The sequence below is a fragment of the Promicromonospora noduliphila genome (assembly GCF_056951025.1).
On sequence record NZ_CM167806.1, the window covers coordinates 2,402,010 to 2,423,556 of the forward strand.

The 21,547-nt window shown below is 73.0% G+C and carries 18 protein-coding genes and 2 pseudogenes; all 20 read left to right on the plus strand.

The window, feature by feature from the left end; translation table 11 throughout:
* Window positions 1–97: 97 nt before the first annotated feature.
* The 20 genes and pseudogenes from dop to lgt all read left to right on the plus strand — a co-directional run bounded on the left by dop (window position 98) and on the right by lgt (window position 21,462).
* Window positions 98–1,759 (plus strand): depupylase/deamidase Dop, encoded by a 1,662-nt coding sequence (gene dop, locus AC0QU1_RS10570; RefSeq protein WP_483576666.1) that lies wholly within the window; start codon window positions 98–100, stop codon window positions 1,757–1,759.
* Window positions 1,760–1,842: 83 nt separating this feature from the next.
* Window positions 1,843–2,040, plus strand: coding sequence for a ubiquitin-like protein Pup (locus AC0QU1_RS10575; protein WP_483576340.1), 198 nt, complete (start codon window positions 1,843–1,845; stop codon window positions 2,038–2,040).
* A complete protein-coding gene (prcB, locus tag AC0QU1_RS10580) occupies window positions 2,037–2,876 on the plus strand; it encodes a proteasome subunit beta (protein WP_483576341.1) in 840 nt (279 codons plus the stop codon). Before AC0QU1_RS10575 ends, prcB begins: the two co-directional genes overlap by 4 nt.
* Window positions 2,873–3,559 (plus strand): annotated as a pseudogene (prcA, locus tag AC0QU1_RS10585) (proteasome subunit alpha); the annotation flags it as partial. The gene prcB and the pseudogene prcA, both read left to right, overlap by 4 nt.
* Before the next feature lie 377 nt (window positions 3,560–3,936).
* On the plus strand, window positions 3,937–5,298 hold the full coding sequence (gene pafA, locus AC0QU1_RS10590; RefSeq protein WP_483576342.1) for a Pup--protein ligase: 1,362 nt from the start codon (window positions 3,937–3,939) through the stop codon (window positions 5,296–5,298).
* Between the two features lie 103 nt (window positions 5,299–5,401).
* Entirely contained in the window at window positions 5,402–6,355 is a 954-nt protein-coding gene (locus AC0QU1_RS10595) for an FKBP-type peptidyl-prolyl cis-trans isomerase (RefSeq protein ID WP_483576343.1), read from the plus strand.
* On the plus strand, window positions 6,355–7,125 hold the full coding sequence (gene hisF, locus AC0QU1_RS10600; protein WP_483576344.1) for an imidazole glycerol phosphate synthase subunit HisF: 771 nt from the start codon (window positions 6,355–6,357) through the stop codon (window positions 7,123–7,125). The genes AC0QU1_RS10595 and hisF overlap by 1 nt, the downstream gene beginning before the upstream one ends.
* Before the next feature lie 265 nt (window positions 7,126–7,390).
* Window positions 7,391–9,325: an ABC transporter ATP-binding protein gene (locus tag AC0QU1_RS10605; protein WP_483576667.1), complete on the plus strand. Its 1,935-nt coding sequence runs from the start codon at window positions 7,391–7,393 to the stop codon at window positions 9,323–9,325.
* The gene (locus AC0QU1_RS10610; protein WP_483576345.1) at window positions 9,322–11,343 is read left to right on the plus strand and encodes an ABC transporter ATP-binding protein; all 2,022 of its coding nucleotides are present in this window, start codon (window positions 9,322–9,324) and stop codon (window positions 11,341–11,343) included. The genes AC0QU1_RS10605 and AC0QU1_RS10610 overlap by 4 nt, the downstream gene beginning before the upstream one ends.
* An 814-nt stretch (window positions 11,344–12,157) precedes the next feature.
* Window positions 12,158–12,730: a hypothetical protein gene (locus tag AC0QU1_RS10615; RefSeq protein ID WP_483616504.1), complete on the plus strand. Its 573-nt coding sequence runs from the start codon at window positions 12,158–12,160 to the stop codon at window positions 12,728–12,730.
* A 300-nt stretch (window positions 12,731–13,030) separates the two neighbouring features.
* Window positions 13,031–13,390, plus strand: a pseudogene (gene hisI / locus AC0QU1_RS10620) (phosphoribosyl-AMP cyclohydrolase); the annotation flags it as partial.
* A 281-nt stretch (window positions 13,391–13,671) separates the two neighbouring features.
* Complete coding sequence (locus AC0QU1_RS10625; protein ID WP_483616547.1) at window positions 13,672–15,315, plus strand: anthranilate synthase component I; 1,644 nt, start codon at window positions 13,672–13,674, stop codon at window positions 15,313–15,315.
* On the plus strand, window positions 15,312–16,076 hold the full coding sequence (locus AC0QU1_RS10630) for a Trp biosynthesis-associated membrane protein (RefSeq protein ID WP_483576348.1): 765 nt from the start codon (window positions 15,312–15,314) through the stop codon (window positions 16,074–16,076). The genes AC0QU1_RS10625 and AC0QU1_RS10630 overlap by 4 nt, the downstream gene beginning before the upstream one ends.
* 61 nt (window positions 16,077–16,137) lie before the next feature.
* Window positions 16,138–16,410, plus strand: coding sequence for an HGxxPAAW family protein (locus AC0QU1_RS10635; protein WP_483576349.1), 273 nt, complete (start codon window positions 16,138–16,140; stop codon window positions 16,408–16,410).
* Window positions 16,407–16,697, plus strand: coding sequence for a DUF4190 domain-containing protein (locus AC0QU1_RS10640; protein WP_483576350.1), 291 nt, complete (start codon window positions 16,407–16,409; stop codon window positions 16,695–16,697). The genes AC0QU1_RS10635 and AC0QU1_RS10640 overlap by 4 nt, the downstream gene beginning before the upstream one ends.
* Window positions 16,681–17,115, plus strand: coding sequence for a DUF2752 domain-containing protein (locus AC0QU1_RS10645; RefSeq protein ID WP_483576351.1), 435 nt, complete (start codon window positions 16,681–16,683; stop codon window positions 17,113–17,115). The genes AC0QU1_RS10640 and AC0QU1_RS10645 overlap by 17 nt, the downstream gene beginning before the upstream one ends.
* Before the next feature lie 201 nt (window positions 17,116–17,316).
* Window positions 17,317–18,132 (plus strand): indole-3-glycerol phosphate synthase TrpC, encoded by an 816-nt coding sequence (gene trpC, locus AC0QU1_RS10650; RefSeq protein WP_483576352.1) that lies wholly within the window; start codon window positions 17,317–17,319, stop codon window positions 18,130–18,132.
* A gap of 11 nt (window positions 18,133–18,143) precedes the next feature.
* A complete protein-coding gene (gene trpB, locus AC0QU1_RS10655; RefSeq protein WP_483576353.1) occupies window positions 18,144–19,430 on the plus strand; it encodes a tryptophan synthase subunit beta in 1,287 nt (428 codons plus the stop codon).
* A complete protein-coding gene (trpA, locus tag AC0QU1_RS10660; RefSeq protein ID WP_483576354.1) occupies window positions 19,427–20,401 on the plus strand; it encodes a tryptophan synthase subunit alpha in 975 nt (324 codons plus the stop codon). The genes trpB and trpA overlap by 4 nt, the downstream gene beginning before the upstream one ends.
* Window positions 20,402–20,406: 5 nt before the next feature.
* Window positions 20,407–21,462: a prolipoprotein diacylglyceryl transferase gene (gene lgt, locus AC0QU1_RS10665; protein WP_483576668.1), complete on the plus strand. Its 1,056-nt coding sequence runs from the start codon at window positions 20,407–20,409 to the stop codon at window positions 21,460–21,462.
* Window positions 21,463–21,547: the final 85 nt, after the last annotated feature.

Consider the following 21,547-nt stretch of genomic DNA (forward strand, 5'->3'; position numbering starts at 1 on the left):
CCCAGGCAGGTTCCGCGTCCGTTCTCCGGGCGCGGAACCTGCCTGACCAACGGGACTACTCCGGCATAGGGTGGTGAACGTGAGCGCGCGTCGTGTGATGGGCATCGAGACCGAGTACGGGGTACTGCAGCCCGGCCGCCCCCTGGCCAATCCCATGCTGCTGTCGAGCCAGGTGGTGACGACCTACCGGGCGATCTCGACGCGCGCGGAGGGTTCCGGCGGCAAGGCCCGCTGGGACTACGACGACGAGGACCCGCTGCAGGACGCGCGCGGGTTCCACCTCGACCGCGCGGCGGCACAGCCGTCGATGCTGACCGACGACCCGGCGCTGCCCGCGCCGTCGGGCCCCGTCACCGGGCAGGTGCCCGTGGTGGAGCCGGGCCTGCCGGGCCGTGGCCGGCGCCGTCCGGGGTCGACGCAGGAGGTGGAGCGGCCCACCACCGAGGAGTACGACGACCCGAGCGCCGCCAACGTGATCCTCACCAACGGCGCGCGTCTGTACGTGGACCACGCCCACCCCGAGTACTCCTCGCCGGAGGTCATGACGCCGGAGGACCTGGTGCGCTGGGACGTGGCCGGCGAGCGGGTCATGCTCGCGGCGCTGCGGGAGCTGTCCGGCTTCCCCGGCAGCGAGGTGGTGCTCTACAAGAACAACGTGGACGGCAAGGGTGCCAGCTACGGCACGCACGAGAACTACCTCGTGGACCGGGCGCTGCCGTTCACCACGCTCGCTGAGCTCATCACGCCGTTCCTCGTCACCCGGCAGGTGTTCACCGGCTCCGGCCGGGTCGGCCTGGGCGCGACGAGCGGGACGGCGGGCTACCAGATCTCGCAGCGGGCCGACTACATCGAGGCCGAGATCGGCCTGGAGACCACGCTGCGCCGTCCGATCGTCAACACGCGCGACGAGCCGCACGCCGACCGGCAGCGGTGGCGCCGTCTGCACCTCATCCTCGGGGACGCCAACCTGATGGAGGTGCCCACCTACCTCAAGGCGGGCACGACCTCGCTCATCCTGTGGGTGCTGGAGCACCTGGACGAGCTGGCGGAGGCGGGGGTGGATGCCCGCTCGGAGCTGGGCGCCCTCCGGCTGGCCGCCCCGGTGAGCGACGTGCAGAAGGTCTCGCGTGACCTTGACCTGTCCGTGCCGCTCGACCTCGCGGACGGCCGGACCATGACGGCGCTGGAGATCCAGGGCGAGATGGCCGACGTCGTGCGCCGGTCCCTCAAGGTGCTCGGTACCGACCCGGAGTCGGACGCCGTGCTGGACCGGTGGGCCTCGGTCGTCGAGCGGCTCGGTACCGACCCGGCCGGCTGCGTACGCGAGGTGGAGTGGATCGCCAAGCTGCGCCTGCTCGACCGCCTGCGCTCGCGCGACAACCTGGGGTGGGACCACCCGCGGCTGCACGCCATGGACCTGCAGTGGTCGGACGTGCGGCCGGAGCGCGGCATCTACCACCGGCTGCTCGCCAAGGGCGCGGTGGACCGCATCGTCGACGAGGAGAGCGTGGCGCGGGCCGTGCAGCACCCGCCGTCGGACACGCGTGCCTACTTCCGGGGTGAGGTGATGGCGCGCTACGGGAGCCAGATCTCTGCGGCGAGCTGGGACTCGGTGATCTTCGACGTCGACGGCGCCCAGGCCCTGCAGCGGGTGCCGATGCTCGACCCGACCCGGGGCACGCGGCGCCACATCGGCGCGCTGCTGGACGCGAGCCCCGACGCCGCCGCCCTGCTCGCGGGACTCTCCGGGACGAGGTGACCGCCGATGTCAGTGTCACCGCCTAAGGTCAGGGCCTAGGCTTCGAGACCAGCACTACGTCAGAGAATCACCAGGAGGCGATCATGGCCGGTCAGGAACAAATCAACCCGTCACACGAGGACCGCTCTCCCGACGACGACGCCGAGACCCCGGCGCCCGCCGGCGCGGCAGCCCAGAAGGACGACGACGAGGTCGACGCCCTGCTCGAGGAGATCGACGAGGTGCTGGAGACCAATGCCGAGTCGTTCGTACGCGGATTCGTCCAGAAGGGTGGGCAGTGACTCTGAGCGCAGACCGCACCACAGGACGACTCCCGGACGCCTTCCTGCGTCCGGGATCGTCGTCCTTCGTGGACTTCCTGGCCGAGCACGCCCCCGACCGGCTGCCCGGGAACCGGGTCATGCCCGCCGGCGTGACCGACCCGGCGACCCTGTCCCCCCATGCCACCACGATCGTGGCGCTGACCTTCGAGGGCGGCGTCCTGCTCGCGGGTGACCGCCGCGCGACCGCCGGGCCCATGATCGCCAGCCGGAGCATCGAGAAGGTGTTCCCGGCGGACGAGTACTCGGCGGTCGGCATCGCCGGCTCGGCCGGCATCGGGCTGGAGCTGGTGCGGCTCTTCCAGCTCGAGCTGGAGCACTACGAGAAGATCGAGGGCTCGCTGCTCTCGCTCACGGGCAAGGCGAACCGCCTGGCCACGATGTTGCGCGGCAACCTGTCCATGGCCATGCAGGGGCTGGCCGTTGTGCCGCTGTTCGCCGGCTACGACCTGGACAAGGACGTCGGCCGCATCTTCAGCTACGACGCCACCGGCGGGCGGTACGAGGAGCACGAGCACCACGGCGTGGGCTCCGGCTCGATCTTCGCGCGCGGCGCCCTGAAGAAGCTCTGGCGGCGCGGGATGGACGAGGAGGCGGCCATCCAGGTCGCCGTCGAGTCCCTGTACGACGCGGCGGACGACGACTCCGCCACGGGCGGCCCGGACAGCGTGCGGGGCATCTTCCCCGTCGTCGCCACCGTGTCGGTGGACGGCTACCAGCGCATCGAGGACGCGGAGGTCGGCCGGGTGGCCGAGCACATCGTCGCGCAGCGTCGCGAGAGGGGGTCTGTCGCATGAACATGCCGTTCTACGTCTCGCCAGAGCAGCTGATGAAGGACCGGGCGGACTTCGCCCGGAAGGGCATCGCCCGCGGCCGGTCCGTGGTGGTGCTGGCCTACGAGGGCGGTATCGCCTTCGCCACGGAGAACCCCTCGCGGGCGCTGCACAAGATCTCGGAGATCTACGACCGCATCGCCTTCGCCGCGGTGGGCAAGTACAACGAGTTCGAGAACCTGCGCGTGGCCGGCGTGCGGTACGCCGACATGCGCGGGTACTCCTACGACCGGTCGGACGTGACGGCGCGCGGCCTGGCGAACGCGTACGCGCAGACGCTCGGCACGGTGTTCATCACCGAGTCCAAGCCGCTGGAGGTGGAGATCGTCGTCGCGGAGGTGGGCGACGACGCCAGCGGCGACCAGATCTACCGGCTGACCTACGACGGCACCGTGGCCGACGAGCACGGCTTCGTCGTGATGGGCGGCCAGGCCGAGCAGCTCGGCCGGCGCGTCAAGGAGGGCTGGCGCGCCGACCTGTCGCTGGGCGAGGCGCTGCGGCTGGCCGTGGCGGCGCTCGGGTCGGGCGAGGGCTCGTCGCCGCGCACCATCGAGGCGGCGCAGCTCGAGGTGGCGGTGCTGGAGCGGGGCCGGCCGCGGCGGGCGTTCCGGCGGCTGACCCGGCAGGTGCTCGCGGACCTGCTCGCCGAGGGCGGCGCGGCGACGTCGGCGGCGGCGCCCTCGGACGGTCTCCCGCCCGCTGAGGACGTACCGGCCGGTCCGGCGACGCCTGGCCTGGGAACGGCGGACACGGCTCCGCCGGACGCCGGACCGACGTCCGGGGACGAGCCACCTGCCGAGGAGCCGTCGGCAGGCGAGTCCTCGACCGACGAGTCCTCGGCCGACGAGGCGAGCCCGGATGCTTCCGCAACGGGCGAGCCCACGACGGACGACAGCACCACCGACGAATCCCCGACCGAGGAATCCCCGACCGAGGACAAGCCCGACGAAGGGCCGGACGCCTCCGGCCCCACGCCGGGTACCGACCACTAGGACCAGGTACCGCGAACAGGGAGGGGAAGTCCATGGACCGCAGGATCTTCGGTCTCGAGACCGAGTACGGCGTGACGTGCGCGGCCGACGACGGGCGTGGCCTGTCGGCAGACGAGGTCGCCCGCTACCTGTTCCGGAAGGTGGTGGCGTGGGGCCGTTCCTCGAACGTGTTCCTGAGGAACGGCTCCCGCCTCTACCTCGACGTGGGCTCGCACCCCGAGTACGCGACGGCCGAGTGCGACGACGTGCGCCAGCTCGTCTCGTACGACCGGGGCGGGGAGCGCATCCTGGAGGGCCTGGTGGCCGACGCGCAGCAGCGTCTGGAGCACGAGGACCTGCCGGGCCGTATCCACCTGTTCAAGAACAACACCGACTCGGCGGGCAACTCCTACGGGTGCCACGAGAACTACCTGGTCCGGCGGTCGGGGGACTTCTCGCGGCTGTCCGACGTGCTCGTGCCGTTCCTCATCACGCGCCAGATCCTGGTCGGGGCGGGCAAGGTGCTCTCGACGCCGCGCGGTGCCGTGTTCTGCCTCTCGCAGCGCGCCGACCACATTTGGGAGGCCGTCTCCAGCGCGACGACGCGGTCCCGGCCCATCATCAACACGCGCGACGAGCCGCACTCGGACGCCGAGCTGTACCGCCGCCTGCACGTCATCGTGGGCGACTCGTCCATGGCCGAGCCCACCACGATGCTCAAGGTCGGCTCCACCGACCTGGTGCTGCGCCTGGTCGAGGCGGGCGTCCCGATGCGGGACCTCACGCTGGAGAACCCGATCCGCGCGATCCGGGAGATCAGCCACGACCGCACGGGCAAGCACGCGGTCACCCTGGCCAACGGCCGGACCATGACGGCCATCGAGATCCAGTCGGAGTACTACGAGCGCGCACGCGAGCTCGTGGAGGCCAACCTCGAGGTCACGCCGGTGGTCAAGCAGGTGCTCGACCTGTGGGAGCGGGGGCTGCGGGCCCTGCAGGCGGAGAACCTGTCGCTCGTGGACCGTGAGCTGGACTGGGTCATCAAGCTCAAGCTCATCAAGCGGTACCAGGAGAAGCACGACCTGGGGCTCGACGACCCGCGGATCGCCCGGCTGGACCTCGCCTACCACGACATCTCGCGGACCGAGGGCCTGTACAACCTGCTCGCGGCGCGTGGCATGGTGGAGCGGGTCACCACGGACCTGGAGGTCTTCGAGTCCACTGCTGTGCCGCCGCAGACCACGCGGGCCAAGCTGCGCGGGGACTTCGTGCGCGCGGCGCAGGAGGCGCGGCGGGACTACACGGTGGACTGGGTGCACCTCAAGCTGAACGACCAGGCGCAGCGCACCGTGCTGTGCAAGGACCCGTTCAAGAGCGTGGACGACCGGGTGGAGCGCCTCATCGAGAGCATGTGACGTCCGAGCGGCGCCCTCCGCCGGCGCCCGGATACCGCCAAGGGTGCCCCGGATCCGACGTCGTCGATCCCGGGGCACTCCCGCGTCGTGCGAGACTTTCCGGGTGAGCTCCTGGGTGCGTGGCGTCGTCGGTGTGCTGGCAGCGGCGGCGGTGCTGGTGACGTCGGCGTGCTCGCAGGCGTCGCTGCCGGTGGAGGTGGGCCCCGAGCCGACGTCGTCGGCGTCGCAGGCGCCGCTGCAGGTCACGGGCGCCAGCGGCGTGCCGCCGACGCTCGAGTACGAGAAACCGTTCGCCGTGGTGCGCCCGGGCGCGCGCATGGTCTGGCCGGGCACCGGCGACGTCCTGGAGCGGGACGACCCGGTGCTGCTGAACCTCTACGCGCAGGACGGCCGCGACGGCACGGAGCTGCAGAACACGTTCCGCACCGCGCCGGCCGCGTACACGATGACCGAGTCGTCGCTGGGCAACCACCTCTTCGAGGCGCTGGAGGGCCGGCGGGTCGGCACGCGCCTGTCCCTCATGGAGGAGCAGGACGGCGTCCCGGTGCTGCTGGTGGTGGACGTGCTGCCCGCGAGGGCGGAGGGCACGCAGGAGGAGCCGCCCGGCGACGGGCTGCCGCAGGTGAGCGTCGACGACCTCGGCGTCCCGTCGGTGCGCATCCCGCGGCGCGCCGAGCCGCCGTCGGACCTGGTGGTGCATCCGCTGATCCGCGGCGGCGGCCCGCAGGTCCGCGCGGGCCAGATCGTCACGGTCGAGTTCACCGCCGTCCGCTGGAGCGACGGGGCGGTCGTGGACACGACCTGGACCGAGGGTACGCCGCCGCAGTCGGCGGAGATCGGGATCGGCCGGCTCGTCGAGGGCTGGGACCGGGGCCTGGTGGAGCAGACCGTCGGCTCCCAGGTGCTGCTCGTGGTCCCGCCGGAGAGCGGCTACGCCAACACCAAGAGCCGGCTGGCGGGCGAGACGATGGTGTACGTGGTCGACATCCTCGACGCGCACAGGGCGGCGGCCGAGGACGAGCCCACGAAGGAAGAACCGAAGAAGGAGGAGGGCTGATGTCGGTCGCGATCCGCGTGATCCCGTGCCTGGACGTCGACGCGGGCCGGGTGGTCAAGGGTGTCAACTTCGCCGACCTGCGCGATGCGGGCGACCCGGTGGAGCTCGCCGGCCGGTACGACGCCGAGGGCGCCGACGAGCTGACGTTCCTGGACGTGTCCGCCTCCTCCGGAGACCGCGAGACCATGGTGGACGTGGTGCGCCGCACCGCCGAGCAGTTGTTCGTCCCGCTCACCGTCGGCGGCGGCGTCCGCTCGACCGACGACGTCGACCGCCTGCTGCGCGCCGGGGCCGACAAGGTGGGCGTGAACACGGCAGCCATCGCGCGCCCCGAGCTGATCTCGGAGATCGCGCAGCGGTTCGGCTCCCAGGTGCTGACCCTGAGCGTCGACGCGCGCCGCGTCACCGGCGACGTCACGACGACGTCGGGCTACGAGGTCACCACGCACGGCGGACGGCGCGGTACCGGGATCGACGCCGTGGACTGGGCCGAGAAGGCGGCGGCGCTGGGCGCGGGGGAGATCCTGCTCAACTCGATGGACGCGGACGGCACCACCGCGGGGTTCGACCTGGAGATGCTGCGCGCGGTGCGCGAGCGCGTGCACGTGCCGCTGGTCGCGTCGGGCGGGGCGGGCACGCCCGAGCACTTCGTGGAGGCGGCGCGCGCGGGAGCCGACGCCGTCCTCGCGGCCTCGGTGTTCCACTTCGGCGCGCTGACGGTGGGGCAGGTCAAGGACGCGATGCGCGCGGCGGGTCTCGAGGTCCGCTGAGACCGGACGGCGTCGCCCCGCCGGACGGCGCCGCCCCGCCGGGCGGCTCCGGCCGAGCGGCCGCCGGTCGTCGAGCCTTGCCGGGACCGTGTCCATTGACCTCAACCAAGGTTGAGGTCATAACGTCGACAACGCCCAGGGCGAAAAACCGTCGAATCGATTCCCGGGCCGTGCGAGGATCGAGACAACCCCCAGGAAGCGAGGTCCCGCTGTGCCCTCTGACGCCCCGCGCCCGCGATCGGTGCACCGGCCACCGGCCAAGCCGATGGCCCTCACCGGCTCCCGCGTACGCCGGTCGATCGCCCTCATGTGGCGCGGGATGCGCGCCTACCCGGGCACCTACGTCCTGGCTGTCGGCGCGTCGGGGCTCTTCGGCGCGCTGACCGTCGCCGTCAGCCGCGCGGTCGGGTGGGCTACCGACTCCGTGGTCGTCCCCGCGATCGGCGGCTCCGAGGCGGCCCGCGACCGGATCTGGCTGGCCGGCCTCGTGCTGGCCGCCGTCGCGCTCAGCCTCGCCCTGTCGGTCGCCGGCCGCCGCATCTGGGCCGGCTACGGGTTCGTGAACAACCAGGCCGGGCACCGCACGGCTCTGACCAGGCAGTATCTGCGCCTGCCCGTGTCGTGGCACCGGTCGCACTCGGCGGGCCAGCTCCTGAACCACACCACCTCCGACACCGAGGCGGCCACCGGCGTGTTCAACCCGCTGCCGTTCGCGCTCGGCGTGGTGGTGATGATCGTCGTCGCCGTCGTGACGCTCGTGCTCATCGACCCGTGGCTCGCGCTCGCGGCGCTCGCCGTCATCCCCGTGACCGTCGCGGTGAACGCCGTCTACCAGCGGCACATGTCGCCCGCCGTCACGCGGGCGCAGCAGCTTCGCGGCGACGTCGCCGACGTCGCGCACGAGAGCTTCGAGGCCGCGCTGCTGGTCAAGGCGCTGGGCACGGAGGCGCGCGAGGAGGAGCGATTCGCCGCCCGCGCCCAGGAGCTGCGCGCGGCGAACGTGCGGGTCGGCACCGTCCGCGCGCTGTTCGACCCCGTGATCCAGACCCTGCCCGCCGTCGGCACGCTGCTGGTCCTCGGTGTGGGCACGTGGCGCACCACCACGGGTGACGTCGCCGCTGGCGACGTCGTCACCGCCGCCTACCTGCTGACCATGATGACCGTGCCCGTGCAGGCGTTCGGCTGGGTGCTCGGCGAGCTGCCGCGTGCCCTGGTCGGCTACGAGCGCATCGCGGCGGTCGTCGACGCGACCGGCGTCCTCGCCCACGGCGACGACCGCCTGCCCCGCACCCTCGGACAGCCCGGCCTGGCCGTCCGCCTGGACGGCGTGGGGGTCGACGTCCCGGGCGCCGGCGCGGGGAGCGGCCGGCAGATCACCCTGCTGGACGGCGTCGACGTCACCGTGGAGCCCGGCACGACCGTCGCCGTCGTCGGCTCCACAGGGGCCGGCAAGACCACGCTGGTCAGCCTCCTGGCCCGGCTGTCCGACCCGACGCGCGGCCGCGTGCTGCTCGACGGCGTCGACGCCCGCACCCTGGCCGACGGCGAGATCCCCGCGCACGTCGCGCTCGTGACCCAGTCGACGTTCGTGTTCGAGGACACCGTGCGCGGCAACGTCACCCTCGCCGACCACGACCCCGACGCGCCGTCCGACGGCACCTTCAGCGATGAGGCGGTGTGGGCGGCCCTGCGGCTCGCGCGCCTGGACGAGACCGTGCGCGAGATGCCCGGCGGGCTCGACGCCCCGCTCGGCGAGCGCGGCGCCAACCTGTCCGGCGGCCAGCGGCAGCGCCTCGCCATCGCGCGGGCCCTCGTGCGCGACCCGCGGCTGCTCGTGCTCGACGACGCGACCAGCGCCGTCGACCCGCGCGTGGAGCAGGAGATCCTGCGCGGCCTCGCCTCGCGCGGCGGCCCGGCGGACGACGGCGCCCCCGGCACCACCGTCGTCATGGTCGCCTACCGCATGTCGTCGGTGGCGCTCGCCGACCGGGTCGTCCACGTCGAGGGCGGCCGCGTCGTCGACACAGGGACGCACGACGAGCTCATGGCGCGCGACGCCGGCTACCGCGCCCTGGCCACGGCCTACGAGGCCGAGACCGACCGGCGGGAGAAGCAGAAGCAGCGGGAACGGGCCGAGGCGGCGGTGGCCGGCGTCGACCCGGACCGGCTGGACGACGAGCTCGAGGAGATGGCCCGATGACCACGGCGACACCGGAACGCGACGCCGTACCGGAGGACCTGCTCGACGCCGACGGCACGCGCATCGAGTCGACGAGCCGGCTCGGCGTGCTCGCGACGCTGCGCCGCGGCATCGAGATCAGTCCGGAGATCGCCTCGGGGCTGTGGCTCACGCTCGCGCTCGCCGTGCTGGCGGCCGGGGGCCGCGTCGTCGTGCCGCTGGTGGTGCAGCAGACCATCGACGTCGGCATCCTGGCCGACGGCGGGCCCGACGTCGGCCGCGTGGCGCTCCTGACGCTGCTCGCCCTCGGGGCGCTCGTGCTGGCCGGGCTGTGCGCCGCCATGGTCAACATCCGGCTGTTCCGGTCCACCGAGGCGGGCCTGGCGACCCTGCGCGTCACGGCGTTCCGGCACGTGCACGACCTGTCCACCCTGACCCAGAACACCGAGCGCCGCGGCGCGCTGGTCTCCCGGGTGACGAACGACGTGGACACGGTGTCGCTGTTCGTGCAGTGGGGCGGCATCATGCTGCTCGTCTCGGCGCTGCAGGTGCTGGTGGCCACCGCGCTCATGCTTGTCTACTCGCCGATCCTCACCGCGGTGGTGTGGGCCTGCTTCATCCCGATGTTCCTCGTGATCCAGTTCGGGCAGAAGTACGTCAACCGGGCCTACACCCTGGTGCGCGAGCGCGTGGGGGCCATGCTGGGCTCGATCTCGGAGTCGGTGGTCGGCGCCGAGACCGTGCGCGCGTACGGGGCCGCCGAGCGGACCGGTCGGCGGATCGCCGAGGCCGTCGGCGCCACCCGTTCGGCGCAGGCCAGGTCGCAGATCCTGGTCGCCTCGGTGTTCTCCTCGGGCGTGCTGGTGTCGAACCTGGTGCTGGCCGTCGTGGTGGTCGTCGGCTCGTACCTCGGGGTGGGCGGCGGCCTGACGGCGGGCCAGCTCGTGGCCTTCCTGTTCCTGGTGCAGCTCTTCACCGGCCCAGTGCAGATGGCCACAGAGATCCTCAACGAGCTGCAGAACGCGGTGGCCGGCTGGCGGCGCGTGCTCGCCGTCGTCGAGACGCCGGTGCGGGTGGCTGAGAAGCCCGGGGCGGTGGCGCAGCCGCGCGGCCCGGCGCACGTGACCCTGCGCGACGTCCGGTTCGCCTACCCGAACGGGCCGGAGGTGCTGCACGGCGTGACGCTCGACCTGCCGCCGCGCGCCAAGGTGGCGGTGGTGGGGCAAACCGGCTCCGGCAAGACGACCATCGCCAAGCTCGTCACGCGCCTCATGGACCCGACGGCGGGGGCCGTGGAACTGGACGGCGTGGACCTGCGCGACCTGGCCTTCGCCTCGCTCCGCGAGCGGGTGGTGCTGGTGCCGCAGGAGGGGTTCCTCTTCGACGGGACGGTGCTGGACAACGCGGCGTACGGGCTCCGGATGCCGTCTGGCGCTGGATCGACGTTCGACGGAGCCGGCGGTCCCGGGCGGGCCGCGGGCGGTGGTGCGGGTCTGGCGCGGGTGTCGGGCGGTGGTGCGGGTCTGGCGCAGGTGTCGGGTGGTGGTGCCGGTCTGGCGCAGGTGTCCGGCGGCGGTGCCGGGACCGAACGGGCGGCCGGGTCCGAGCTGGCCGAGGTGGAGCGGACCGCCGTGGTGCAGGCGTTCGCCGAGCTCGGCCTGTCCGACTGGGTGGCCGACCTGCCCGACGGGCTCGACACCGCCGTCGGGCAGCGTGGCGAGGCGCTGTCGGCGGGGGAGCGGCAGCTCGTCGCGATCGCCCGCGCCTACCTCGCGGCGCCCGACCTGCTGGTGCTGGACGAGGCGACGTCGGCGGTGGACCCGGCGACCGAGGTCCGGATCGCGCGGGCGCTCGACTCCCTGACGGCCGGCCGGTCCACGATCACCATCGCGCACCGGCTCTCCACCGCCGAGGCGTCCGACCTGGTGGTCGTGGTGGACCAGGGGCACGTGGCCGAGGTCGGCTCGCACACGGAGCTTGTCGCCGCCGACGGCATCTACGCCCGCATGCACGCAAGCTGGGTGGCCCAGACCCGCTAGGCCGGGCGGGTGAGCGCAGCCGGGCTGGTGAGCGCAGCCGGGCTGGGGCGGGCAGGGTTGCATGACGGTAGCTGGTCGCCCGATCGCAAGCTGGCTGACCGGTCGGTCGTCACCGAACCGCAAGCTGGAGGTCGGGCCACCGGCGCCGAACCGCAAGTTGCGGTCGATTGTGTCGCCGAGCCGAAGGCTACGGGTCGGTCGTGTCGCCGAGCCGAAGGTTGATCGTCCATCCATCGCACCTAGGACCACCAACTTTCGGCTCGACGCCATGATCGACCCGTAACTTGCGGGTGGGGAAGTCATGTTGACTCGGACGGCGCGGTTCGACGGTGACAGAGGCCTTCGAACGCGACCACAGGCGCCGTTGGGCGGCCTTTGTGCACAGGTGCGGACTGGAGGCGCACCGCGGCGCTTTTCGCCAGGGTTACCTGGATGCATGGGACGGCACATCGAACTACCTGGCGAGCTCGCGGTCATCGCCAAGGCCCAAGAGGGACTGATCGCCACACCACAGTGCCGCGACCTGGGCGTGTCCCTCACGCGCGTCAACCGGCAGCTCAGATCGGGTGCATGGAGGCGAGTGACCCGCGGCGTCTATGACACCGACCCGACATCTGTCTCGTCGCGGCATCCGGATCATCGCCGACGTCGGGCAGCGTTCGCCGCGAAGCTGGCGCTCGGTCCGGAGTCGATAGTGGTCGGCCCCTGTGCCCTCGCCCTGCACGGGGTCTGGGGCCTTCCGGTCGCGCTGGCACCGCAGGCGACACTGCCCGGCGGACGTCGCGCCTACTCGCGTGACGGGATCCACGCGCGGATGTTCGACGACGGGATGACGGTGACCGAGGTGGACGGGATCGCGGTGGCGACGGTGGGCTGGGCCTTGACGCAAGCCGTGCCGGAGATGGACCGGTTGCATGCCGTCGCGACGATGGACAACGCTCTGAACAGGGGCTTCATCACGCACGACGAGCTGCAAGACGTCCACGCCAGGAGCCGCGGACGGCGGGGGATCGCCACGCGCCACGGCTACTTCGGTGAGGTCGATGCCCGGTCGGAGTCGCCGTCCGAGACTCGGGCCCGGCTCGACTGCATCGACAACGGTGTGGCACCGGACATGCTGCAGGTTCCGGTGCGTGATCTGTCCGGCGTGGAACGCAGGGGCGATCTGGGCTGGTACCTCCGGGACGGCCGGATCCTGATCGCGGAGATCGACGGTCATGAGCACCACGGCACGTCTCACCTGGACGCGGACCTTGAACGGCACAACGACCTGACGGCCTCCTCGGCGATCGTCCTGCACTTTCGGAAGTCGGCTGTCTACACGCCGGGTGCGATCGCGGGGAAGGTCCGTGCAACGCTGGACCTGCACGGCGGCCGTCTCCGCTGAGGAGTCGCCGGCCCGTAGGAGACCCATCTGGCTGGTGTCGAACCGCAAGCTACGTACTCGGCTCTGCTCGCCCAACCGCAGGTTGTTGTCGGCTCCGGCTGCCGAGCCGCAGGTTGTCATCGACGCCCGACGCCGAACCGCAGGTTGTGGTCAGCTCCGGCCGTCGAACCGAAGCGAACTAGTCACTGAGGCACATGATCGACACGTATCTTGCGGTTCGGCGCCCGGAGCGGGCTGTAACTTGCGGGTCGGCGGCGGACGTCACATCGCCGTCGGCTCGGGACGTGGCAGGATTCTCAGGTGCCCGAAGTTCTTGATCCCACCATCTCCGCCCGGCTCAAGCGGGACGACGCCGGTCTGGTGACCGCCGTCGTGCAGCAGCACGACACGGGCGAGGTGGTCATGGTCGGCTGGATGGACGACGAGGCCCTGCGCCGCACGCTGACCGAGGGGCGCGTGACGTTCTGGTCCCGCAGCCGCAAGGAGTACTGGCGCAAGGGCGACACGTCCGGGCACGCCCAGTACGTCAAGGCCGCGAGCATCGACTGCGACGGCGACGCCCTGCTGGTCCAGGTGGACCAGGTGGGCGCCGCGTGCCACACCGGAACCCGCACGTGCTTCGAGGCGGGCGGCGACCTCGGCGCTGTGGTGGGAGAGCGCGGCCCGGAGGACTGCGACGACTGGGACCACGCCAAACAGGACGGTGCCGACCAAGGCCGTGCCGGCCGTGACCGTGCTGGTCAGGACGACTCAGGCCAAGGCCGCGCTGACCACGACCGTGCAGGTCAGAACAGCACCGAACAGCCCGGCACCCGGCAGAACGAGGAGGACCGGTGACCCAGCTCGACACCCAGCTCGACCCCCACGAGGCCCGTACGGCGACCGCACCCGCCGACCTGCCCTGGGGTCGCACCTGGCCGAGCCTCGGGGAGTTCCGCGAGATGGCCGCCGACCGCCGGGTGATCCCCGTCGTCCGCCCGGTCCTGGCGGACGACGCCACGCCCGTCGGCCTCTACCGCACCCTGGCCAAAGGCCGGCCGGGGACGTTCATCCTGGAGTCGGCCGAGTCCGACGGCGTGTGGGCGCGCTGGTCGTTCGTCGGCGTCGCCTCGCGGGCGACCCTGACCAGCGACGGCGGCCGGGCGGCCTGGACCGGCGACGTCCCGGTGGGCATCCCGACCGACGGCGACGTCGTCGACGTCGTGGAGGCGGCACTCACCGCGCTCCGCACGCCCGGGGTGGCGAACCTGCCGCCCCTGACCGGCGGCCTGGCGGGCGTGCTGGGCTGGGACATCGTGCGGCACTGGGAGCCCACGCTGCCCGCGACCGCCCCGGACGAGACCGGCGCGCCCGAGCTCGCGCTGTGCCTCGCGACCGACCTCGCCGTGGTCGACCACCGGGAGGGCACCGTGTGGCTGGTCGCGAACGCGATCAACGCCGATGCCACCGACGAGCGCATGGACGAGGCCTACGCGGACGCCGTCGCGCGGCTCGACGCGATGGAGGCGCAGCTCGCCTCCGGCGGGTCGCGGGTCACGTCGGTGGTGGTCGAGGACGTGCCGGAGCCGCAGCTCGAGTTCCGGTCGACCCGCCAGGAGTTCGAGGACGCGGTGCTCGCCGGCAAGGAGGCGATCCGCGACGGCGAGGTGTTCCAGGTGGTGCTGTCCCAGCGCCTGGACCTGGACTGCCCCGCGGACCCGCTGGACGTCTACCGCGCCCTGCGCACCGTGAACCCGAGCCCGTACATGTACTACTTCCACCTGGCCAAGCCGGACGGCGCAGAGTTCGCCGTGGTCGGCTCCAGCCCTGAGACGCTGGTGAAGGTGGACGACGGCCACGTCACCACCTACCCGATCGCCGGGTCCCGGCCGCGGGGCGCGCACCCGGAGGAGGACGCAGAGCTCGGCGAGGAGCTGCTGGCCGACCCCAAGGAGCGCGCCGAGCACATCATGCTCGTCGACCTGTCCCGCAACGACATGGTGAAGGTCTGCGAGCCGACCAGCGTCGAGGTGGTCGAGTTCATGGCCGTGCGCCGGTTCAGCCACATCATGCACATGTGCTCGACCGTCGTGGGCCGCCTGCGCGCGGGCTTCGGCGCGCTGGACGCGCTGAAGGCGACGTTCCCGGCCGGCACGCTGTCCGGCGCGCCGAAGCCCCGTGCGATCGCCCTGATCGACGAGCTGGAGCCCGCCTCGCGCGGCATCTACGGCGGGGTGTGCGGCTACTTCGACTTCGGCGGCAACATGGACATGGCGATCGCCATCCGCACCGCGTACATCGCCGACGGCCGTGCCAGCGTCCAGGCCGGCGCGGGCATCGTGGCCGACTCGGTGCCCGCCCTGGAGTACGCCGAGTCGCGCAACAAGGCAGCGGCGGCCGTGCGCGCCATCCAGCTCGCGTCCCGCCTGGCGCCGCTTGGCGCGGCGCCCTCGGGCACCGCACGGCTGGGGACCGAGCCCGCGGAGACGGCGACGGCGCGCACCGCGCCGCCCGGGACGGCGGGCACCGCGTCGCCCGGGGCGGCGTTGCCACAGACCGCGCCGCTCGGGCCGGCCTCCCCGCGGACGGCGGAGGCCGGCCGGTGACCCGCACCCGCACCGTCCTGGCGCTGCTCGCGCTGGGCGCGCTCACGTTCGGCACCGGCTCGCCTACCTGGGTGACCACCACCGTGGCCACGGCGCTGGAGCCCGAGGTGGCGGTCGCCGCCTCCGGCACGTCGGCCGCGCCAGGGGTCGGGGCCGGCGCCCTGGTGCTCCTGGCGGCCGGGGTGGCGTGCGCGCTCACCGGGCGCGTGGCCAGGTACCTCGCGCTCGCGGTCGCCGCGGCGGCCGGCGTGCTCGTGGTGGTGAGCACGCTCGCCGTCGTCGGCGACCCCGTGCCCGCCGCCACCTCCGCCGCGTCCGCCGCCAGCGGCGTCACCGAGCTCACCTCGCCCGTCACGCTGACCGCCTGGCCGTGGGCCGCCGTCGCCACCGGTGTGCTCGCCGTGGCCGTGGCGGTCTGGGGCGGGATCTCGGCGCGGGGGTGGACGGCGACGTCGGGCCGGCACGAGCGCGCGGACCAGACCACGGCGCGGGGCGGCGGCGCCGCCTCGGCCACCGCCGGCAGCGCAGCGCCGGCCGACAGCACGGCCTCCGCGGACGGCGCCGCGGCCGCCACCTCCGCCGGCAACACCACGGCAACCACCGCCGACGTCGGACCAGCCACCGGCCCCACGTCCGAGCCGGCCACCCGCAATGCCACCCCCACCGACGACCAGTCCGACGACCCCGAGTCCGACGACGAGATCGACCCCCACGACGCCTGGGACGCCCTGTCCCGCGGCGACGACCCGACGGGCCGCTGACCCCCACCGAAACGGTTAGGCTGAGCGCGTACCGCACGACACGAAAGGCAATCCACCCGCGATGACCGAGAACAAGCCCGAGATCGCCTACCTCCCGCCGGGCGTCCCGCCGACCAACCACGGCCACACGGTCGCCGCGTGGGTGACGATGTCAGGCATCACGCTCGGTGCGCTGATCTCCGCCATCGGCCTAGTGCTGGCGTCGACGTCGTCGGCAGGGCTGGTCCTGTTCGTGGTCGGCATGGTCGTGGTCGGCGTCTCGCTGATCGTGGGGCTGGTACTGCGCAACCTGGGCCTGGGCCAGAAGGCGGTCCGGCGGTCGGGCTCGCGATGACCGCCTTCGCGATGGCCCCTGCGCCCGCCGCCCACCCCCGCAACAGCCTGGGGGTGTGGTCGCTGGTGCTGGGCATCGCGTCGGTGGCGCTGGCGCTCGGCGTCCTCACCGGTATCCCCGCCATCATCATCGGCAACAAGGGCCGCAGGGCCGTGCGCGCCGGTGAGGCGAACAACGAGGGCATGGCCCTGACCGGCGTCGTGCTGGGCTGGTTCTCGATAGTGATCCTGGCCTTCGTGGTCGGGCTCGTCGTCGCCCAGTTCCTGACCGGTGGCACCTCCTCCTGAACCGGCCACCCGGCCGCACACGGCGCCAGCGCTCCGGGCGCCGCTGCTCGCGGGCCTGGCGGTCGGAGCCGCCACGGTGCTGGTCGCGGTACGCGACCCGCACGTGCGCGGCTCCTACGGGTTCTGCCCGCTGCTGGAGCTGACCGGGCTGGCCTGCCCGCTGTGCGGCGGCCTGCGCGCCACCCACGACCTGGCGCACCTGGACCTGGCGGGCGCCTGGTCGGCCAACGCGCTGTGGACCGTCGCCGCCCCGGTGGTCGTCGTCCTGTGGCTGGCCTGGCTGGTGTCCGCGGCGCGCGGCAGGCCGTTCCTGGGCCTGTCGAGCACGGCCGGGTGGGTCACGCTCGCCGTCGCCGTCGCCTTCTTCGTGGCGCGCAACCTTCCGGGGCTGCAGCCCTACCTGACCCCCTGGATCTGACCAGGCGATGCCCAGGGAGGGTTCGGACGACTCCCCGCCCGCGAGCTGACGGGGCGTCGTCTCACGGTCCGGGAGTGGTCAGGACCACACCCTCGGTCCGCCTACGATGACCATGGGGCGAACGCTCCCAGCATGCGTACCCGGCGGCGCCCGGCGCATGAGGTCGCATGACGAGAGCAAGGGCACGGGGAGGCTCATTACATGTCGGTCCTGGAGGACATCGTCGCGGGGGTTCGGGAGGACCTCGCGGAGCGCGAGGCACGCGTGCCTCTCGACGCGCTCAAGGAGCGCGCCACCGCGGTGCCCGGGGCCCTTGAGTGCCTCGGCCGCCTCAAGCAGGCGGACGCCGTCTCGGTGATCGCCGAGGTGAAGCGCTCGAGCCCGAGCAAGGGCTCGCTGGCGCAGATCGCCGACCCGGCCGCCCTCGCCGTCGAGTACGAGACCGGCGGGGCCTCCGCCATCTCCGTGCTTACCGAGCAGCGCCGGTTCAACGGCTCGCTGGCCGACCTGGACGCGGTGCGGGGCCGGGTCGACGTCCCGGTGCTGCGCAAGGACTTCGTGGTGACGCCGTACCAGGTGTGGGAGGCGCGGGCGCACGGGGCCGACCTGGTGCTGCTCATCGTGGCCGCCCTGGAGCAGACGGTGCTCGAGTCCCTCGTGGACCGGGTCCACTCGCTCGGCATGACCGCGCTGGTGGAGGCGCACAACCTGGAGGAGGTCCGCCGGGCCGTCGACGCCGGGGCGCGCGTGGTCGGCGTCAACGCCCGCAACCTCAAGACGCTCGAGCTGGACCGCGGCCTGTTCGGCAGCCTCGCCGAGTACATCCCGGACGACGTGGTCAAGATCGCGGAGTCCGGCATCAGGGGCCCGCACGACGTGATGGAGATGGCCCGCGCCGGCGCGGACGCCGTCCTGGTGGGCGAGGCGCTCGTGACCGACGGCGCCCCGCGCGCCTCGGTGGCCGACCTCGTCGCGGCGGGCTCGCACCCGTCGCTGCGCTCCGTCCGCCCGGCCTGAAGGGAACACAGGTGACAGACGTGAAGCTAGCCGACGTCTCCGGCCCGTACTTCGGCCGGTACGGCGGGCGGTTCGTGCCGGAGGCGCTCATCGCGGCGCTCGAGGAGCTGGAGACCGAGTTCCGCAAGGCGGCGGACGATCCCGCGTTCGCGGCCGAGCTGCGGCGTCTGCACCGCGAGTACACCGGCCGGCCGAGCCCGCTGACCGAGGTGCCGCGGTTCGCCAGGCACGCGGGCGGGGCCGACGGCGCCGTCCGCGTGTTCCTCAAGCGCGAGGACCTCAACCACACCGGCTCGCACAAGATCAACAACGTGCTGGGCCAGGCCCTGCTGGTCAAGCGCATGGGCAAGAAGCGCGTGATCGCGGAGACGGGGGCCGGCCAGCACGGCGTGGCCACCGCGACGGCCGCCGCCCTGATGGACCTCGAGTGCGTGGTCTACATGGGCGAGGAGGACACCCGGCGGCAGGCGCTCAACGTGGCGCGCATGCGCCTGCTCGGTGCCGAGGTGGTGCCGGTCAAGATCGGCTCGCGCACCCTCAAGGACGCCATCAACGAGGCACTGCGCGACTGGGTCGCCAACGTCGAGACCACGCACTACCTGCTGGGCACGGTCACCGGCCCGCACCCGTTCCCCGAGATGGTGCGCCAGTTCCACCGCGTCATCGGCGAGGAGGCGCGCGAGCAGGTCCTCGAACGCGTCGGCCGCCTGCCCGACGTCGTCGCGGCGTGCGTCGGCGGCGGGTCCAACGCGCTGGGCATCTTCAACGCGTTCCTCGACGACGACGGCGTGGACCTGTACGGCTTCGAGGCCGGCGGCGAGGGTGTGACCACGGGCCTGCACGCCGCGCGGTTCTCCGGCGGCCTGCCGGGCGTGCTGCACGGCGCGCGCTCCTACCTGCTGCAGGACGACGACGGCCAGACCCTGCCCAGCCACTCCGTGTCGGCGGGCCTGGACTACCCGAGCGTCGGTCCCGCGCACGCCTGGCTGCACGACCTCGGCCGCGCGACCTACGAGCCGGTCACCGACGACGAGGCCATGAACGCCTTCCGCCTGCTGTGCGAGACCGAGGGCATCATCCCGGCCATCGAGTCCGCGCACGCCCTCGCGGGCGCGCTCCGCGTGGGCAAGGCAGCGGCGCAGCAGGGCCGGACGGGGCCGGACGGCGAGCCGCTCGTGATCGTGGTGAACCTGTCCGGCCGCGGTGACAAGGACGTGGCGACGGCGGCGCGCTGGTTCGGGCTGCTCGACGACGGCGCCGCCGCCGAGGAGCTCGAACGCCAGGAGGGACGAGGATGAGCCAGGTCACGGCCGGGACCACGACGACGGCCCGGGGCGTCACGGGCGAGCTGCTGGCGCGCCTGCGCGACGAGGAGAACCGTCCGGCCCTCGGCGGCTACCTGCCGGTCGGCTTCCCGACGACGGCCCGCTCGGTCGAGGCACTGAAGACCATGGTCGACCACGGCGTGGACATGATCGAGCTCGGCGTCCCGTACACCGACCCGGTGCTGGACGGCCCGGTCGTGCAGGCGGCGGCACAGGGCGCCCTGGACGCGGGGACCCGGCTGTCGGACGTGTTCCGGGTGCTGGCCGAGCTGACCGCCTACGCGCCGCACGTGCCGGTGGTCGTGATGACGTACTGGAACCCGGTGCTGCGCTACGGCGTCGACGCGTTCGCGCGCGACCTGGCCGCCGCCGGCGGGGCCGGGCTGATCACGCCGGACCTCATTCCGGACGAGGGCAAGGACTGGCTGGCGGCGAGCGACCGGTACGCCGGCGGGCCGGGCGGCGGCGGTACCGCCGACGGCGCGCCTGGGCTGGACCGCGTCTTCCTCGTGGCGCCGAGCTCCACCCCCGAGCGTCTGCGCCTGACGGTCGGGGCGGCGCGCGGGTTCATCTACGCGACGTCCGTCATGGGGGTGACCGGGGCCCGCGCGACGGTGGGGGAGCGTGCCGAGCAGCTGGTGGCCGACACCCGCGCCGCCGGCGCCGAGCTGGTGTGCGTCGGTCTCGGCGTGTCCACGGGGGCGCAGGCCAGGGAGGTGGGCCGGTACGCCGACGGCGTCATCGTCGGGTCGGCGCTGGTCCGGACCCTGCTGGGCGAGAAGCTGCCGGGGCACACCGTGCCCGGCCCGCCGCACGAGGTGGACGACGCCGAGTGGGCCGCGCGTCTCACGAAGCTCGGTGCCCTGACGGAGGAGCTGGCGGACGGGGTACGGTCGGCACGCGTCGAGCCCGGCGCGCGCACCGTCCCTGGAGAGGCCCCGTGACCCTGCTGACCGCACCGCCGGCCGCTCTGCTCACCGAGCCGGCCGCCGTGCTGTCGGCCGGCCTGGCCGCGGAGATCCCCAGCCCGCCCGAGCACACCTGGTACCTCGGGTTCTTCCCGCTGCGCGCGTACGCGCTGGCGATCCTGGCCGGCATCGTCGTCGCCGTCTGGATGACGGCGCGGCGGTGGAAGGCGCGCGGGGGAGACCCGGACGACGTGCTGGAGATCACGTTCTGGGCGGTCCCGTTCGGGATCGTCGGCGGCCGGGTCTACCACGTGCTGTCCTCGCCCGACCGGTACTTCGGCGAGGACTTCTCGGGCGGCGGCGACCCCCTGGCGGCGCTCCGCATCTGGGAGGGCGGCCTCGGCATCTGGGGTGCGGTGGCGCTGGGCGCCGTCGGCGCGTGGCTCGGCTGCCGCAGGAAGGGCGTGCGCTTCTGGTCGTTCGCCGACGCCGTTGCGCCGGGCCTCCTGGTCGCGCAGGCCGTCGGCCGCCTCGGGAACTGGTTCAACCAGGAGCTCTACGGGCAGCCCACCGAGCTGCCCTGGGGCCTGTACATCGACGCGGAGCACCTGGTGGCGAACCCGGCCACCGGCGTGGCGTACCCCGAGGGCACGCTCTTCCACCCTACGTTCCTGTACGAGCTGCTGTGGAACCTGGTGATGGCCGGAGTTCTGCTCTATCTCGACCGTCGGTTCAGGTTGGGTCATGGGCGGGTATTCTGGGCGTACGTCCTGCTCTACACTCTCGGACGGGTCTGGATCGAGATGCTCCGCATCGACGATGCGGAGCTGGTGCTGGGGCTCCGCCTCAACGTCTGGACCTCGATCCTCCTGGGCCTCACGGCCCTGGTGGTCTCGATCGTGCTGGCTCGCAGGTTCCCCACCAGGGAGGAGTCGGTGCGGCTGCGGCCGGAGGACCAGGACCCGCCGGCCGGCCAGGAGGCCGGCCCGGAGCAGGACCCAGGAGCCGAAGAAACCGGTGAGGCGGACGCCGAGCCGGAGGAAGAGAAGACCGCGGCAGCGGAGGAGTCCGACGGGGACGCCTCCGCGCGCACCTGAGGGGCACGACCGCCGGGACCACCGGACGACGAGCCCCTGACCGACCGGGCCGCCGTCGTCCCGGACCACCGCAAGAACTGCGCCC

What these genes read in the sequence shown, in the direction of transcription:
- AC0QU1_RS10575 (WP_483576340.1), top strand. Translation starts at nt 1,843, where the DNA reads ATGGCCGGTCAGGAACAAATCAACCCGTCACACGAGGACCGCTCTCCC.
- AC0QU1_RS10605 (WP_483576667.1), top strand. Translation starts at nt 7,391, where the DNA reads ATGGCCCTCACCGGCTCCCGCGTACGCCGGTCGATCGCCCTCATGTGG.
- hisF (WP_483576344.1), top strand. Translation starts at nt 6,355, where the DNA reads ATGTCGGTCGCGATCCGCGTGATCCCGTGCCTGGACGTCGACGCGGGC.
- dop (WP_483576666.1), top strand. Translation starts at nt 98, where the DNA reads ATGGGCATCGAGACCGAGTACGGGGTACTGCAGCCCGGCCGCCCCCTG.
- AC0QU1_RS10640 (WP_483576350.1), top strand. Translation starts at nt 16,407, where the DNA reads ATGACCGCCTTCGCGATGGCCCCTGCGCCCGCCGCCCACCCCCGCAAC.
- AC0QU1_RS10635 (WP_483576349.1), top strand. Translation starts at nt 16,138, where the DNA reads ATGACCGAGAACAAGCCCGAGATCGCCTACCTCCCGCCGGGCGTCCCG.
- AC0QU1_RS10615 (WP_483616504.1), top strand. Translation starts at nt 12,158, where the DNA reads ATGTTCGACGACGGGATGACGGTGACCGAGGTGGACGGGATCGCGGTG.
- trpA (WP_483576354.1), top strand. Translation starts at nt 19,427, where the DNA reads ATGAGCCAGGTCACGGCCGGGACCACGACGACGGCCCGGGGCGTCACG.
- AC0QU1_RS10625 (WP_483616547.1), top strand. Translation starts at nt 13,672, where the DNA reads ATGGCCGCCGACCGCCGGGTGATCCCCGTCGTCCGCCCGGTCCTGGCG.
- AC0QU1_RS10610 (WP_483576345.1), top strand. Translation starts at nt 9,322, where the DNA reads ATGACCACGGCGACACCGGAACGCGACGCCGTACCGGAGGACCTGCTC.
- trpC (WP_483576352.1), top strand. Translation starts at nt 17,317, where the DNA reads ATGTCGGTCCTGGAGGACATCGTCGCGGGGGTTCGGGAGGACCTCGCG.
- pafA (WP_483576342.1), top strand. Translation starts at nt 3,937, where the DNA reads ATGGACCGCAGGATCTTCGGTCTCGAGACCGAGTACGGCGTGACGTGC.